At 56.0% G+C, this 16,742-nt stretch carries 11 protein-coding genes; 6 read left to right on the top strand and 5 right to left on the bottom strand.

Annotated elements, in window-relative coordinates; all coding sequences use genetic code 11:
• Window positions 1-69: 69 nt before the first annotated feature.
• Window positions 70-1,005 (bottom strand): MerR family transcriptional regulator, encoded by a 936-nt coding sequence (locus tag GGR27_RS15885; RefSeq protein WP_209037964.1) that lies wholly within the window; start codon window positions 1,003-1,005, stop codon window positions 70-72.
• A 307-nt stretch (window positions 1,006-1,312) separates the two neighbouring features.
• On the opposite strand from GGR27_RS15885, the gene GGR27_RS15890 reads away from it, so the two are divergent.
• Window positions 1,313-4,081: a T9SS type A sorting domain-containing protein gene (locus GGR27_RS15890; protein WP_168039117.1), complete on the top strand. Its 2,769-nt coding sequence runs from the start codon at window positions 1,313-1,315 to the stop codon at window positions 4,079-4,081.
• A gap of 176 nt (window positions 4,082-4,257) precedes the next feature.
• The gene (gene bshA / locus GGR27_RS15895; RefSeq protein ID WP_168039119.1) at window positions 4,258-5,424 is read left to right on the top strand and encodes an N-acetyl-alpha-D-glucosaminyl L-malate synthase BshA; all 1,167 of its coding nucleotides are present in this window, start codon (window positions 4,258-4,260) and stop codon (window positions 5,422-5,424) included.
• A gap of 73 nt (window positions 5,425-5,497) precedes the next feature.
• Here bshA and GGR27_RS15900 read toward each other — a convergent pair whose 3' ends face one another.
• Both GGR27_RS15900 and GGR27_RS15905 read right to left on the bottom strand, forming a co-directional pair.
• On the bottom strand, window positions 5,498-6,598 hold the full coding sequence (locus GGR27_RS15900) for a Fic family protein (protein WP_168039122.1): 1,101 nt from the start codon (window positions 6,596-6,598) through the stop codon (window positions 5,498-5,500).
• Between the two features lie 76 nt (window positions 6,599-6,674).
• Entirely contained in the window at window positions 6,675-7,943 is a 1,269-nt protein-coding gene (locus GGR27_RS15905) for a carboxypeptidase-like regulatory domain-containing protein (RefSeq protein ID WP_168039123.1), read from the bottom strand.
• Between the two features lie 193 nt (window positions 7,944-8,136).
• Between GGR27_RS15905 and GGR27_RS15910 the strand changes: the two genes are divergently transcribed.
• From GGR27_RS15910 to GGR27_RS15920, 3 genes are all read left to right on the top strand, one after another.
• Complete coding sequence (locus tag GGR27_RS15910) at window positions 8,137-9,351, top strand: hypothetical protein (protein ID WP_168039125.1); 1,215 nt, start codon at window positions 8,137-8,139, stop codon at window positions 9,349-9,351.
• A 218-nt stretch (window positions 9,352-9,569) separates the two neighbouring features.
• Window positions 9,570-12,194, top strand: a complete 2,625-nt coding sequence (clpB, locus tag GGR27_RS15915; protein ID WP_168039127.1) for an ATP-dependent chaperone ClpB — start codon at window positions 9,570-9,572, stop codon at window positions 12,192-12,194.
• 188 nt (window positions 12,195-12,382) lie between these two features.
• Window positions 12,383-12,964: a Uma2 family endonuclease gene (locus tag GGR27_RS15920; RefSeq protein ID WP_168039128.1), complete on the top strand. Its 582-nt coding sequence runs from the start codon at window positions 12,383-12,385 to the stop codon at window positions 12,962-12,964.
• Window positions 12,965-13,144: 180 nt separating this feature from the next.
• On the opposite strand, the gene GGR27_RS15925 is transcribed toward GGR27_RS15920, so the two are convergent.
• Together GGR27_RS15925 and GGR27_RS15930 are read right to left on the bottom strand one after the other, a co-directional pair.
• Entirely contained in the window at window positions 13,145-13,873 is a 729-nt protein-coding gene (locus tag GGR27_RS15925; protein WP_168039130.1) for a glycosyltransferase family 2 protein, read from the bottom strand.
• Window positions 13,866-15,635 carry a glycosyltransferase family 39 protein gene (locus tag GGR27_RS15930; protein WP_245184704.1) on the bottom strand — a complete coding sequence of 590 codons (1,770 nt, stop codon included), beginning with the start codon at window positions 15,633-15,635 and terminating at the stop codon, window positions 13,866-13,868. Before GGR27_RS15930 ends, GGR27_RS15925 begins: the two co-directional genes overlap by 8 nt.
• 492 nt (window positions 15,636-16,127) lie before the next feature.
• Between GGR27_RS15930 and ruvA the strand changes: the two genes are divergently transcribed.
• A complete protein-coding gene (gene ruvA, locus GGR27_RS15935; RefSeq protein ID WP_168039132.1) occupies window positions 16,128-16,718 on the top strand; it encodes a Holliday junction branch migration protein RuvA in 591 nt (196 codons plus the stop codon).
• The last annotated feature ends 24 nt before the right edge of the window (window positions 16,719-16,742 follow it).

Consider the following 16,742-nt stretch of genomic DNA (forward strand, 5'->3'; position numbering starts at 1 on the left):
TAGGCGCACTAGGTGGGGCATTGGTTATGGAAGGGTTAAGACCGTGCCGTGGTTTGGTCACCGCCCCGATTAGGCGTGCACTGCCGCGTGAGCGAGCCCGTCCACAAAATCGAGCGTCGCTTCCAGGCCCTGCATAACCCGCAGGCGCCCGATGTCCGTAAAGTCATGCATGGAGGCTTGGTAGCCGGTCAGGAGCAGGGTGCTTTCCGGGCAGGCCTCCAGCACGTTGGTGACGTGCTGCTCCACCGGCTCGTAGATGAAAGCATTGCTGATGATGGTGAACAGGTAGTCCGGTTGCTGGTGGCGGTAAAAGTCATTCAGGTCGGAAATGCTGATGTTGCCGCCGAGGTAAATCGTGCGGAAGTTGCGCTTGCGCAAAAGGTAGTTCATGAACAACAGGCTCAACTCCTGGCGCTCCCCGTCGGGGAGGTAAAGCGCGAAAACGGGGCCTCTCTTCCTGCGGGGCGGCGTGATTTTGTCGATCGCCGCGATGATCTTCTGGCGGATGATGCTGGCGATGAAGGATTCCTGGACGGGCGTCACCGAGCCGGTGAAGTACAGCACGCCGAGCTTCTCCAGAAACGGATACACGACTTCGAGCATCGTCGCCTCGATGCCCCGCTGCTTGATGTTCGTGTCGAGAATGTGGCCGATCTTGAATTCGTCCATTTCCACCGTGGCCAGCGTCATCGTGTCCAACTCGGCGTTGGAACTGACGCTAATGGGGCTCAGGGAAGCAACTTTTTCGGTGCGCTCTTCCCCCGACATTTTGGCGATCTTGGAAATCTTGACGCCGTTCTTATTGAGGAGAGCAACGTTGAGCAGCTTGCGCAGGTCCGCGTCGAGGTAGTAACGAATGTTCGTTTCCGTGCGCTTCGGCGTGACGATGCCGTAGCGTTGCTCCCAGGCACGCAGCGTCGCGGCTTTGATGCCGGTAAGTTTTTCCAGGTCGCTGATGGAGTAGACGGCCACGGTTGGGGGAGAGCGTTTTAGGGTAATCGGCAAAAGAGAGGCCGGTTTTACGGGGTGTTTCGGAAAGGCCACCGGACTCAGGGCGGTCCATTTGTGGCTTGCGGGGGACTAACACGGGCTTTCATTTTATGTTTAGCCGCCGGGCCGCGTAGCTTTCGTTAGCTTAGCATTTCGGGGCGCGGGCGCCGGTGCCTGGTCTTAACGAGAAGAGCAAAGTGGTTTGGCTGGGTCAGCCAGTCCGACCGGACCAATTCAATTTTGCTCCTCCCCGACTTACTTTGCACCCGCGACCACGCATACGCCTTACTTTTACGCTCCCGAACGCCATAACCCCCGACCGATGCTGCACCGCTACCTTATTTACACGTTCTTCTTTCTCCTCACCGCCCCCCTCGCCGCCCAGAGCTGCGACTACCAACTCATCCTGCGCGATACCGTTAGCGGCGATGGCTGGAACGGCGGCCAGCTGACCGTCCGCATCGCCGGCACGCCGAGCGTCTACACCCTCGCCAGCGGCGGCAACCAGTCCGTTTTCCTCAGCGTGCGCGAAGGCCAGTCGATCGAACTGGATTACCGCCGCGGGGCCGCCCCCGGGGAAGTAAGTTTTCAGTTGCTTGACAATAACGACAGCCTCGTCTACCGGGCCGTCTCACCCACCACCGGCACTAATATTTTCCAAACCACCGCCGCCTGCGTGGCCTGCGCCGCACCGCCGCTGAGTAGCATCGACTTCTTCCGCGTTCGCTTCAACTCCGTCGACGTCCGCCTGCGCCGCAACCCCGCCGCCGACCAGGCTCGCTACCGCGTAGAATACGGCCCGCGCAACTTCGACCCGACCACGCAGGACGGCGAAGAGTTCATCACGGGCGATAATTCTTTTCGCATCACCGGCCTGGAGCAGGAACGCACCTACGCTTTCTTCGTCTCCACTATTTGCGATGCTTCGGGCACTACCTCCGACCGCCGTGGCCCCTTCGTGATCACCACCCAGCAGGAAATCGACCTCGGCGTCACGCTTCTGCAATCTCCCGTTACGGGCTGCAACGTCGCCGGCGCCCCGCTCACGATCGGCATCACGAACTACGGCGGTGCCCCCCAGCAGTTTTTCCGCGTTGGCTACGCCATCAACAGTAAGGAGGTAGCAATTAACTACCCCAACGACGGCATCTTCACCGGCATCGTTAACGTGGACTCCACCGAATCATTCACTTTCGACGACGTGCCCGCCCTGCGGCAACCCGGCAGCTACCGGCTCAAGCTCTACACGCGCATCGAGGGTGACCAGGACCCATCCAACGATACCCTCACGATCTCCGTCGTCAACCAACCCACGATCACCGACTTCCCCTACACGGAGAACTTCGAGGCCAACAACGGTCTCTGGGTAACCGGCCGCGCCGGCCGCGGGGCCGTCAGCTGGGCCTGGGGCGAGCCGCGTAATTCGCTCATCGACCGCGCCCCCCAGGGCGAGAAAGCCTGGGTAACGAGCCTGTTCGGCGACTACTTCAACGGCGAGGAAAGCTACCTCATCTCCCCGTGTTTCGACTTTACCGACATGGAGGACGACCCTTACTTCTCCTGCGCCCTCGTTGTGGATACGGAAACCGATTTCGATAACCTTTCCCTCGAAATGACCACCGACGACGGCGAAAATTGGAATGAAGTTGATATCAGCCCGGCCGACATTAATTGGTACAACAACCGGCCGGACCAAGTCTGGGAAGGCGACGGTGGCTTTAGTAACGGACCGCGCATCGTGGCGAACCTGCTCGCGGGCGCCGCGGGGGAAGTCGTCAAGCTACGCTTTGTCTTCACTTCTAACTCGGACGATACACGGGAGGGGATTTTGGTGGATGCCGTGACGATCGGCTCCAGGGAGTTGGTGGATGTCGCCGTGCTGGCCGTAAATGGCGAGGGCACCTGTGCCCCGGCCGAGTATGAAGTGAGCTACACCAACGTGGGTACCAGTGTAATCGATACCATCTACGCTAGCATCCCCACCGATGGGGCCACCGTGACGGACACCATTATTGGCCGACTTGCCCCGGGAAATACGCGTAGTTTTATGTTCGCCCAGAACGCAGCAGGGGGGAATACGCGGCCAACGGCGATCAGCGTGACTGCTCCCGGCGACGCCCAAGCAGCCAACGACACGGCCTTCGTAACACCACGGGTCACTACGTCACTTCCATTTTACGCAGATTTTAACGACAAAAAACTACCACCCCGGTGGGTACTCGGTGCTGGTTTAGGCGTTGCGGTTGGCTCGGTCGACGGTAGCCCGGCCATCGTGGGAGAAGCCAGTTCCAGCGCCGCCTACTCATTCGCAACGGCTTTTTACGGTGGTCCCTACCGAGCGGACGACGTGCTGCGTTTTGACCTGGATTTTTCTACGTTAGCGGTAGCCGATACGTTCAACCTAGAGGTACGGTTAGTTGCCTGTGACGTTGAAGTGGCCACATTTACTGAAACCAACGTGGTGTCCGGTACCTACGCTTTCGATTTTGGCACGTCTACGCCAGAAGCTGGTTTCTTCGAGTTTACGCTGGTCCACGTGAGCGGGAGTGCTACCGCTAGTTTCGATAACATCAACGTAGCTCGCTGCCCCGAAGACCTCGGCGTATCCGTTGACGTAATCCCCACCACCACCCGCGGCGCGATGGACGCCCGGGCAACGGCAACACCATCCGCGGGCACGGCCCCCTACACGTACGCCTGGTCGACGGGCGACGTGGGCCAGACAATTACTGGCCTCGGTTTCGATGATTATACCGTTACGGTAACCGATCGCTTTGGCTGCCAGGACGTGAAGGACGTCGTCGTCCGTAATTTCCTCGATACGGAGGACCCCGCGGGTTTACTGCGGTCGCTGGAAGCTCACCCCAACCCGACGTCCGGAGCCCTTCGGCTTAGCCTCGAACTGGCTGAGCTGAGCGAGGTGACGGCCGAAGTGTACGACGCCACCGGCCGGCGCTTGGTGTCGCGTTCGTTCGGGCGCACGCGGAGCCTGCGGGAAGTACTCGACCTGAGTGCTTTCGTGCCGGGCATTTATCTGGTGCGCGTCCGGGCGGACGGGGCGGCCCGGTCAATCCGGGTGCTGCGGCGGTAGCGCTGTTCGGTAGTATATATACAGAGAGAAGGGCGTGGTCGCGGGTGCCGGGTTGATGGGCCCCGGCCCCGCGAAAATACCTTGCCGGAACCTTTGCTGCTAACGCCGCCTCGCGACAATTTACCGGCGAACTATAACGCCGGTTAATTGCTTTGCCTTAGACTGAAAGATTGACTATGAAGATTGGTGTGGTGTGTTACCCGACGTACGGGGGGAGTGGGGTACTGGCGACGGAACTGGGCCTGGGCCTGGCGCGGCGCGGCCACGAAATCCACTTCATCACTTACCGCCGCCCGGCCCGGTTGGGTGGCTACCAAGCTAATGTTTTCTACCACGAAGTAGACAGCGGGGCGGATTACCCACTCTTTGAGTACGCACCCTACGAAACGGCGCTGGCTTCCAAGCTGGTGGACGTCATCGAGCACTACGAGATCGATCTGCTGCACGTGCACTACGCCGTGCCCCACGCCTCGGTCGCCTACATGGCACGTAAGATCTTGATCAGCCGGGGTCGCTACGTTCCTTTCGTCACTACGCTGCACGGCACGGACATCACGCTGGTCGGTACGAACCCCGCCTACGAGGCTACGATCACTTTTGCCATCAACAAATCGGACGGGGTAACCGCCGTTTCCCAGAGCCTGAGGCGAGATACGCTGGCCAACTTCGAGATCTGTAACCCCATCGAAGTCATCTACAACTTCATCGACTTCAAACGTTTCCAGCGCACGAACAAGAACCATTTCAAGCAGGCCATCGCACCGAACGGGGAACGGATTCTGATCCACGTCTCCAACTTCCGCCCGGTCAAGCGGGTGGACGACGTGATCTTCATCTTCAAAATCGTCAACGAGGCCATCCCGAGTAAGTTACTCCTGATCGGTGACGGGCCGGAGCGGGCCAAGTGCGAAGACCTCAGCCGCCGCCTGGGCCTGACCAAAGACATTCGCTTCCTCGGTAAGCAGGACGCGGTAGAGGAATTACTCGCCGTGGCTGATTTATTCTTGCTCCCTTCCTCCAGCGAAAGTTTTGGGCTGGCGGCCCTGGAAGCCATGGCCTGCGAAGTACCGGTCGTCTCCAGCGACGTCGGTGGCATCCCCGAGGTCAACATCGATGGTCAAACGGGCTACCTTTCCGGCGTCGGCATGGTGGACAAGATGGCGGAAGATGCCCTGAAGATCCTTACGGACGATAAAGTGCTGAACGAATTTCGCTCCGCCGCCCTGGTGCAGGCCGCGCGCTTTGACATTGAGGAAATCATCGTTAAGTACGAAGCCTACTACGAGTCCGTGCTGGCGAAAAGTAAGATCCGGGCGGGGGAGGAGCCGGTAGTGGATTGTTGAAACTAGGATGTACACCGAGTTTTTTACTACCGAAGCACGAATGCACAAATTGCGCATGGCGGGAGGCACTGCGTTAGTTTAGCTTTAGGGCGTAGCGGGTACTGCGGCCTATTCCCGTACGAACCAAGGCACCTAGATCCATTAAATCCGTTAGTTCACGAGTAGCGGTTGCTTTTGAAGTTCTGGTTAGTCGCTCGTAGTTCTTTGCCGATAACCCTCCGTCGAAACCTGCGGGTCCCGCGTCAAAAAGGCGCAGAATAACTTTTCTTTGGCGATCACTTAATTGGCTGTCGAATTGGTCGAAGAATCTAGTTTTTGCCAGAAGAAATTGAATTTCCGTGTCGGCATTACTTATCGCTGAAGCTAACGAATCAATAAAGTATTGCAACCAATGAGTGAGGTCAAGACGATGTGAAGCCGTTTTTAATTGAGCGTAATATTCATCCTGGCCCGCAGCAAATACGCCCGATAAGCTAAAAGGAACCGCGAATCCAATCCCCCGCGAGAGTAGGTGATTAATGAGTGCCCTACCAACTCGTCCGTTACCGTCCTGAAAGGGATGTATGCTTTCAAAATAGGCATGAGATACACCCGCTCTAATTATATAATCAGATAACTGGTCCGGAGAGTAAGAACGCGAAATCGAAGCTACTAACTGCCTCATGTTAGTTGGAACGAGTTTGGCCGGTGGAGCTTCGTAGTGCACGGTCAGATCATAGTCTGGCCCGCTAACGATACGCATTGGTTCCGTTCCGCTTCGATAATCACCAATTATGTCGATAGATGGAACACTACTGAAAAGTAGCTGATGATAATACTTTATGGTTGCCTCACTGATGTCATCCATAAAGTTGGCAGCTACTACGGATAGTAGTTTTCCAATACCAATCGCGCGTACGTCACGAGAGCTTTTATCGTAATTACCAAAATAGAGGTGATTGAGTATGGAGGATCGCAAATCTTCTCGACTCATGAATTCCCCTTCGATGTTGGAGGTTTTTTGGGCTTCCTCAATGAGCACCTCCAGGAAATATTTACGCCGCTGCCCTTCTGGCAAACTTCTGACTCTTTCAAGTAGCGGCCGCATAACCGTACTCAAGATGGCGAGACGCTCTGAGACCGCCTTCTCATCAAATGTGTAATTGGGCCAATCTTGGTGTTGCCAGTTGTACATGAGCCGATTAAGGTTGATTTACGGCTCAAGATACTCGCTTTTTGAGCCGAAAAGTTGCTTAACTTACCTCAAAGCATCATTTTTTATGCTTAGACAAACTGTCCGCCCGCTCCACCCCCGGGGCCAAAATCTTTTTCAGTTGAATCCGTAAATTATCCCTGGCGGGAAGTTGCACCATACGCTCTTCACCCCGCCAGTATTCCGGACGGTGCTTTAGGTTGAGGGTGGTTAATTGTTCACTCGGGACCAAGCGACGGCCGCGCTTGATTTTTCGGATTTCTTTACGGTCGGTGATCACGTCAGTCACGTAAAAAAGGGTGCTGTAAACGTGTGGGATGTCACCGTAAAAATCCGATTCCATCTCCCAGCTGAAACTGGCGCGCTCCAGGTAGTAGTTACCCCGCACTTTACGGTACGTAGCGTCTTTGTAGATGGATTTACCGCGCGTCCAGTTGCGGTATTCGACGATGGCGAAGTCCGTGCGGTTAATGAGGAGCTCGGTAACGACGTCGCCGGGGCCGGGCCAGGCTCCGTCGTCCAGGTCCGGGTGAATATCGCAGCGGATGCGGACGAGGGTGTCCGGACCGCTGACGTACTCACCGAGGCGGCGGAAGGTGAGGTGACTCAGGTCGTCTTTTGCTTTGAAGCTGAACGTCCCGATACTGCCCTTCCGCAAGGGGTTGCTCATCCAGGTATAGGGGGCGACGAGGAAACTCTGCCGGTCGAAAAAGGGGTGGAGACGGGCGGGTTGGCCGGGGCTACCGCCAGAAGTCCTGAGCTGATCGATCCACGCTTTCGTATCGCGCCATTTATCGTCCGCTCGCCGTCCGTAGGGATGGTCCTCGACCGTTACGTAAGCCTCACTCAGGCTGGAGAAAGTGGCGTCATTAACTGCGTAAGCGCGACTGTAAGCCCGCAACAAGTAGTTATCGGCTCCATAATTTTGGGGAATACGTTCCACCGCTCGCCTGACGATGCCACGCAGGGCTAAATCGGAGAGCACGACAATTTCCGGCAACTCCAAAAAGCTGGAAGCCAACCGCACGTTGAGGGTAAAAGGGTCGGCCCCGCCCGGCGCATTGTCGTCACCCAGATAGATTTCTTTCGCCGCAAAAGAGAGTAAGCTGAAGCTCAGCGTTCCACGGCGGCGCTGCAAACTATCCAGCTCGATGCGGTACTGACCGAGCTCGTTGGTCAGTACGCCTTTTTGCTGGTCGGTGGTGAGGACGACGCTGACGAAGGGCAGGGGGTCGCCGCTCTGGTCGTCGAGCACGTAGCCTTCAATTAGGTATTGGCTAAAGCAGGTGCCGGGGAAGAGGGCGAGGAGCAATATTAGGCGTATCATCCGAAACTATTTAGTCGATTCTAAGGTAGCAAAAGATCAATTAAGTTGAAGAGAATTCAGGATATTTAAACTGCATACTTAATCGCTCGGCTCCTATCTCCCGTCCACACTGCACCCGCGGCCGCGCCCAAAACCAGTTCCCGTACGAATGCTTATTATTGCCAGGGTAAAGACCTAAAAAAATACCCTCTCCTTGAAAAATATTCGCTGCTACTGGCTTGCCTTTGCGCTCGCCCTACCGTTCGCCCTTACCGGCCAGACGGGCGACTACCTGATCACCGCGGCTCGCGATACCATCTTTGGAAAACTGATTAAGCGGGATTTGGAGGACATCAACCACGGTGTCTACTTCAGACCGGAAGGATCGGAATTTCAACAACTCTACCTGCCGCCCGGGGTACGGGAATTCCGAAGTAAAAAGACCGGAACTTACGTATCTACTGCATTCCTACCCAGTGCCGCCCAAGTATTTTCCAATAAACAGTACTTTTTAAAACCCCTCGTGACGGGGGATGCGGAAGTGTACAGCGTGCGCTTGCGGAAAATTGAGAAGCTCGCCACCGGCGACGAGTACAATTACTGGAAGGCCTACTTAGTGGCGCAAGGTGGAGACATCGATCTGTTCCAAAGCCAAGCGGAGTTGCGGGCTTACCGCCAGCAGACTGCATGCCCACTCCCGGATCTTTCTTACGCATTCGAAGATGCTTCGGTCAGTTATTATTTCGTCGCCGCCACGGAGTGCGCCGGCGATAAAGCGCGGTTGCTGGAGGATGAAATACGTATTAATTCCGTCAGTCAACGCTTGCGTATCTACGTTGATGCTGGCTACTATAGTTATACTTGGTCACCAAATTTTTTGGGGTTTTTTCAGAACCAGGTTTTCCAACAGAGCAACCGCCTGGACTTTTCCTTGCACTTAGGCCGGGAGATAATACCCCGTCTGCACCTGCTGTTGGGTTTGACCGTGGCGAGCTACGATGCTGAAGCCACCATCTCGGAGCGCATTATTATTAATTTCGCCCCGCTCGATACTACGTACGCCGCCACCACGATAAAGCAGACGGTGCTCGCACCCGGCCTTTACTTAAATTATTACGTGCCGCTGGGTAGATCGGCGACTTCCCTTTACGTGCGGGGCGGACTTCGTTATGCTTTAACGCTCAGTGGGGAAACAACCTACGCTCGCCGGTTAAGTAACCGCAGTATTGAACGGAGAACGTACAAGGCGGGGGAGAGCGATCAGGCGCCATCGGATTTTGTCCAGGTAGTCGTTGGGGCTGGCGTACAATTCGAGCTGGGTAAAATTGCGCCCTACTTAGAAGCCCGTTACAATAATGGACAAGGGGTGATTAAGGAGCAAACATTTCTTTACGAAGAGCTAGGAATTAACTTCGGCATTCGGTTCTAGACAGCGGCATACATAACTGTGCTAGTTTGGGTATGAAAAAATGTCAGTACTTCCTGAATTTAGCCTGACATAATTTCACGTCTGGTGTTGGGCATTTACTTTGCAATGGTTGGTTGTCACTACGGAGGGGGCTTGCGGTAATTGCCGCAGGGTCAATCCGTTAGAACGTCAAACTAATCATACCGATCCTTTAGTAAAGGACCGCAAAACATAACAAATTGAACGCCAATAATTTCACCATCAAAAGCCAGGAGGCCGTACAACGGGCGGGGGAGATTGCCCTCGGTAACCAGCAGCAGAGCGTCGAGCCGGCGCACTTACTAAAGGCTATTTTTGAAGTCGACGACAGCGTCGCGCCGTTTCTATTCAAAAAAATGGGTGCGAATCTGAACGCCGTCAAGCAGGCGACCGACGCCATCGTGGCCGGGTTCCCAAAAGTAACGGGTGCCGAGCAAGTATTCAGCCGCCGATTCGCCGAGCTCGCCCAGCACGCTAACGTCGTGGCTAAAGACATGAACGACGAATTCGTTTCCGTCGAGCACTTACTACTGGCTACCTTAAAAATCAACGACCAGACGGCTAACCTGCTGCGCGACGCGGGGGTAAACCCCAAACTTCTTGGTAAGGCCATTAACGAGCTGCGCCAGGGAAAGAACGTGACCAGCAACTCCGCCGAGAACAGCTATAATTCGCTGAATAAGTACGCCATCAACCTTAACGACCGCGCCCGGAAGGGCAAGCTCGACCCAGTGATCGGCCGCGACGAGGAGATTCGCCGCGTACTCCACATTCTCGCACGCCGGAGTAAGAACAATCCCATCCTGATCGGGGAGCCCGGCGTCGGCAAAACGGCCATCGTCGAGGGTCTCGCCCACCGGATCGTCAACGGCGACGTGCCGGAAGACCTGCGCGAAATCGATATTTTTAGTCTCGACATGGGCGCGCTCATCGCGGGTGCCAAGTACCAGGGGGAATTCGAGGAACGGCTTAAAGCCGTCATTAACGAAGTTACCCAGGCCGACGGAAAGATATTCTTGTTTATTGACGAAATCCACACGCTCGTTGGTGCCGGGAAGGGCCAGGGTGCGATGGACGCCGCCAATATTTTGAAGCCGGCCCTGGCCCGGGGGGAACTCCGTGCCATCGGTGCGACGACGCTCGCGGAATACCAGAAATACTTCGAGGCCGACAAAGCTTTGGAGCGCCGTTTCCAGCAAGTGAAGGTCGACGAGCCCTCCGAAGAAGATGCAATCAGTATTCTCCGCGGCCTTAAAGAACGCTACGAGACCCACCACAAAATCAACATCCTCGACGAAGCCGTCGTGGCCGCCGTACAGCTTTCCGAACGGTACATTAGCGACCGTTTCCTGCCGGACAAGGCAATTGATTTGATTGACGAAGCCGCCGCCCGCTTGCGTTTGGAAATGAACTCCATGCCCGAAGAGCTGGACCAGGCCGAACGCCAGATTCGCCAGCTCGAGATCGAGCGCGAAGCCGTCAAGCGGGAGAATGACACGCTCAAGCTCGACCGCCTCGCCGCCGATATCGCCAACCTGGAGGACCGCCGTAACGAACTCCGCGCCCAGTGGGAATCGGAGCGGGAGGTTGTGCTCGGTATCCAGCAGACGAAAGAAAGGATCGAGAACCTGAAGAACGACGCCAAGCAGGCCGAACGCGCCGGTGACTTTAGCCGCGTGGCCGAGATTAGGTACGGGCTCATCCCCGAAATCGAACAAGAACAAGCCAGCTTTACCGCGCGAATGGTCGAGATGCAAACCAACGCCAAAATGTTGGTGAAGGAAGAAGTTGACGCCGAAGACATTGCCGAGATCGTGGCCCGCTGGACGGGCATTCCCGTCACGCGGATGCTGCAGTCCGAACGGGAGAAACTGCTGAGCCTGGAGGACGAGCTACACAAAAAGGTCGTCGGCCAGGAAGAAGCGGTGGAAGCCGTCGCCGACGCAATTCGCCTCAACCGCACCGGGCTGAGTAGCCAGGACCGACCAATTGGCTCCTTCCTGTTCCTCGGCACGACCGGGGTGGGCAAGACCGAGCTGGCCAAGGCACTCGCCGAAAACCTGTTTAACGATGCCGACATGATGACGCGCATCGACATGAGCGAGTACCAGGAGCGCCACGCGGTGAGCCGGCTCGTCGGCGCGCCTCCCGGCTACGTAGGCTACGACGAAGGTGGTCAATTGACCGAAGCCGTGCGGCGGAAGCCCTACAGTGTGGTGTTGCTCGACGAGATCGAAAAGGCACACCCGGACGTGTTTAACATCCTATTACAAGTCCTCGACGACGGTCGCCTGACCGATAACAAAGGTCGCGTTGCCAACTTCAAGAACACCATCATCATCATGACCTCCAACATTGGTTCGGAGGTGATTCGGGAGAAGTTTTCCCAAATCGACGGGAACAATGAGGAGGAGATCGTGGAAGAGACGAAGGAGCAGTTGTTTAATATCCTGAAGCAGACCGTCCGCCCCGAATTTCTCAACCGAATCGACGACGTGGTTATGTTCCGCCCCCTCAGCCGGGGAAATATTCGCGAGATCGTGGAACTACAACTCCACGAAGTCTCCGTACAGCTCGCCGAGCAGGATATTCACCTGACGATGTCGCACGAAGCGATGGACTGGTTGGCCGCGGAAGGTTACAGTCCGGAATTCGGCGCGCGGCCGCTGAAGCGAGTCATCAAGAAGCGTGTACTGCGGCAACTGTCCAAGCAAATGCTGGCCGGCAGTATTCAGCCGGGGAGTGAGTTAGTGCTGGACGTGTTCGACAACGTCGTCGTGTTCCGCAAGGCGCGGGAGAATGAGGGGGCGCTGGAGATTGCTTAAATCGAACCGGGGTAACACCATTCGGAACGAATTAAGTACGATAATAATTAGTGAGTAAATTAGTGCGGCAGTTGGTCCTTAGGGCTGGCTGCCGCTTTTTTTGCGCGGACGCGGGTGCCGGGGAAAACGGGAAGCGCAAGGCTGACCCGGTAGGGTTTGTATTTTTTAGAAACCTTACCTTTATGTACATGACGAATAAGCTGGAACAGCCCGGGCTTATCTCCGACTTTAACTGGCCGTTGGAACGCTACCACAAAGCCATCGCCAGCGGCGTTCTCGGGCCGGAGGATAACCTGGAGCTGCTGAACGGAAAATTGGTAAAGAAAGCATCGATAAATCCACCCCACGCCGCCGGGGTCACCCGAGTCACCAAATTTTTTACCGAGCGTTACTTCGGCAAATTTGAATTACGCGCTGAAAACCCCGTTACTTTCCTCGATGACTCTGAGCCAGAGCCCGATTTCGCGCTGTGTGACCTGAGTGAAGATGAATACTTTCATCAGCACCCCATACCAAGTGAGGTGAGGCTCATCGTAGAAGTAGCCGACAATAGTTTACAACGCGACCGTTCACATAAGGCAGCTATTTATGCTTTTGCCGGCGTTCAGGAATACTGGATAGTAAATTTGCGGCAGCGACAGGTCGAAGTCTATACTGACCCCGACGTAACGGAAGGCATCTACGGACAGGTTATTCGTTATAAAGTAGGAGAGCAGTTAAGGAGTCCGTTCGTGGGTGAAGTGAAGGTGAAAGATTTGATACCGGGCTAGAGACCACAATCTACCCGGACAGTTATGTAACTGACCTTACGCAACCGGATTATGCCACATAAACACAAAAACAGACAAGAGTAAGTAAACGGTGCTTCGGCGTAGCCGTACACCGATTTTTGTGCTTTTGTGTTTATGTGGCGAAATAATCTGCGTAACATCAGTTATGTAATAACAAAATCACTTAAACACCCCATACTTCAAAATACAATAAATAGCCCGGAACCCATCCTTATAACTAATCTTCTTACCCTCCGCATAAGTCCGCCCGTAGTAAGAAATACCGACTTCATAAATCCGAATATTCGGAACGGCGGACATCTTAATCGTCACCTCCGGCTCGAAGCCGAAGCGGTTCTCTTTAATATCAATAGATTTTAAAACGTCCGCCGGGAAGAGTTTGTAGCAGGTCTCCATGTCCGTCAGGTTGAGGTTGGCAACGGCATTGCAGAGAAAGGTGAGCACCTTGTTGCCGATCGAGTGCCAAAAGAACAGAATCCAGTGGGGCTTGCCACCGATGAAGCGGGAGCCGTAGACGACGTCCGCGAGCCCATCCACGACGGGCTGGAGGAGGAGGTTGAATTCTTCCGGGTTGTACTCAAGATCGGCGTCCTGAATGATGATGTAGTCGCCGGAAGCGGCGCGGATGCCGGTGCGCAGGGCCGCGCCCTTACCCTGGTTCATCCGGTGGGCTTCGTTGCGGATGTTCCGGTCGGGGTAACGCATCATGTAGTCCTGAAGTATCCGGAGGGAAGCGTCGGTGGAACAGTCATCGACGACGACGATCTCCGTTTTAATCGAGGCGATCAGGTCGACGCCGGCAATTTTATCGAGGACGCTCACGAGCGTGGCTTCTTCGTTGTACATCGGGATGACGATGCTCAGTAGTTGGGGCGCGCGGTTACTCATAACAGGCTTCGATGCTTAGGTCGGTGATGGTGAGGGGTTTGTCGCCGTCGGCGTTCCAGAAGTTAACGAGGATGTCGGTAAAATCTTCGGTGGGTTTGGCAACGTCCAGGTAGAGGCGCTTGGTGCCGCCGTGATCGACGTGGCGGTGAATGCGGTAGGAGTCGTGCTCCAGTACTTCGGCACCGTTGCGAGTTATGGCGATGAACTGGGCCATCCTCCAGTGGTTCCACTCCTTCTGTCTAGTCGCGCAGGTGGCGGAAACGCGGAGCCAGTCGTAGTCTTTGGGGAGGTCTTTAGCGGCAACGATCGTCTCCGGTGCCCACTGGTGTTCCCGGTCGATGGTGTGCCGGTAAGCCGTATCCCGAAAAATTATTTCCGAGCGGGCGGGGATTTTGGGGTAGAGGTGGCGCTGCCCGTCAAGGAGTTTTAAGCGGTTCGTGTCGTGCTCGTAGCGAAAAAGCGTTGCCCAGTAATAAGGCCCGGTCATCTGGCCCACGTGAAGTAGCTCACCCCGTTGCGCCTGGTGGGTGAACCAGAGGTTAGCGTAGATGAACAAGACCGCCACGGCCGTCACCGCCCATCTACCCGGCTTCTTCCATTTGCTCACGGCACCTGCGGCCGCGCATAATGGAAACACCAGGATTGGGTAACATTGCACCATCGTTCTCTGCCCGAGGGAGCCGCCGTACCACCAGATGTCCCAGGCGAAGGCGACGTACATAAACAGGACCGCGAAAATGACGGTGGGGAAGAAAACGGAACGATTTTTTTGGTATAAAGGATAAAAACCAATTAGGGAAAACACCATCAGCGGCGAGTAAGTCAGCCAGCCGCTGCGGTAGCTAAAAAAGCCTTCGAGCAGGTGGGGCCGGAGCCAGCTGAAGCCTTCGTCCTGGTAGGAATAGACGATCCAGTCGCCCGTGACGTGGTGCCAGTAAAAAAGTTGCGTGCTGCCGACGGCCACGGTAACGACGATGGCTACGGCCAGGCTCGGTAGGTTCGTTTTCCACACTCGTAGTCGCTCGTCGCTGGCCGCGCGGGAGGTCAGGTCGAGCCCCCACAGCAAGGGGATGAGGCACGACAAAATCTCCGTCGGCCGCGTGAGGGCCGCCAGCCCGACGAGCGCACCGATGGCCGCTCCTTTGAGCAGCGCGGGTTTTTCGTAATATTTGATCGTGGCGTAAATCAGTGCCGCGTAAACCGTGAAGAGCGTGTTGTGCGTCATGGCCCCGTCCACGGCCGTATAGTTAAGGTAGTTGCTGCCCAGGACTAAACCGACGAGGCCCAGCGCGGTCGGCCACTCGTCGAAGTACCGGCGCAAGACCTTGCGCATCAGGAATAGCCCAATAAAAGTGTACAGGAGCCCGCCGAGCGAAATCAACAGTTGGTAGGGGAAAGTGTAGCCGTCGGCTAAGTAGGTGGGGCTGGCCGTCGCCCAGGCGTGGGCCACCAGGAAAAACGGGGCGAAAAAAACGGCCTGCCCCGCCGAATATTTCATAACGTAATTCCCCGAAGCTTCGTGGAGGAAAGCTTGTTGCAAATTCGGCGTGGGTTGGTACTTCTCGATGATTTCCGGCAGGAAAGCGACCTGCTCCAGGTCGTCGTAGATAAAGATCGCCGGCAGGTATGCGTAGTAGCCGCTTACGTCCCAGCCGATGGTGGCCTTCGACGTGCCCTGTTGCCAGCGGGGCAGGCAGAGGAAGTGGGTGGTCACGATGACGGTGGCCAACAGGAGGGTGGTGATTTTTGAGGGGGTGGACAAAGGGGGCGTTGTTGGGATATTCGGAAGTCGGCGCAACTCCGCGGGTGCCGGGTGTTTCCTTGCTGGGTAGCTATTTGGCTGGCAAAGGTGGCTTTTGTTGTCGGGAATTAGGTTGCGTTACGGGAAGAAAGCGGGGCCGTGGTTAGTTTATAATGGATCACGTAGTCGCGGTCAAGGATTTTACAAAACACCCGCAGCAACAAAAACGTGGGGAAGCCCACCCACGCTATCGGGACAGACACGCCGAGCCCGAGCCGGCGGGCCAGCTACTTTTGGTGAAACTTCAAGGCAACTTCGAAGTCAGCGCCCCCGGTGTCTGATCAATTAAAATTAGCCCTACCCCTCAATTCCCTCATAATCTTATCTTTGCGCGCCGCCCCCCAAATAGCTCCCGTCCGTACCGGCCACCCGCTAGCCCAAACACTAAGGACTGAAGACCCTAGACCGAAGACCCCAGGCTAGCGATCAAGCACCCCAGACCAAAGACCAAAAATGATCACCTACGTAAAAGGCCCCCTGACCCACAAAAATCCCAGCTTCGTCGTCATCGAAGCCGGCGGCCTGGGCTACCACATCAACATCAGCCTGTTTACCTACACGAAGATCGAGGGCGCATCGGAGGCTAAGTTGTTGACGCACTTCCACGTGAAGGAGGACCAGCAGACGCTTTTCGGTTTCTACGACGAGGCGGAGCGCACGCTTTTCCGGCTGCTCATCGGCGTGAGTGGCGTGGGGCCGACGACGGCGCTCATCGTGCTCTCGACCATGAACCCCGACGAGGTTAGCCAGGCCATCATCGGGGAGGACGTCGCGTCGATTCGCAAGGTCAAGGGCATCGGCCCGAAGACGGCCCAGCGCATCATTCTCGACCTGAAAGACAAGCTCCTCAAAGAAAATATCGGCGGCCCCACAATGCTCTCGCCGGCAAGCAATACAACCCGGATGGAGGCGTTATCAGCCTTGGTTAACCTCGGCTTCGCCCGGCCGGCCGTGCAGCGGGCACTCAACAAAGTACTCGCTAAAAAGGCCGACGCCGGCACCGAAGAGATGATCAAGCTCGCGCTGCGGGCATTGTCGTCTTAAGGTAGCTTTGTATTGCTTTTCGTC

The sequence above is a fragment of the Neolewinella antarctica genome, from assembly GCF_011927835.1.
Classification (GTDB): domain Bacteria; phylum Bacteroidota; class Bacteroidia; order Chitinophagales; family Saprospiraceae; genus Neolewinella; species Neolewinella antarctica.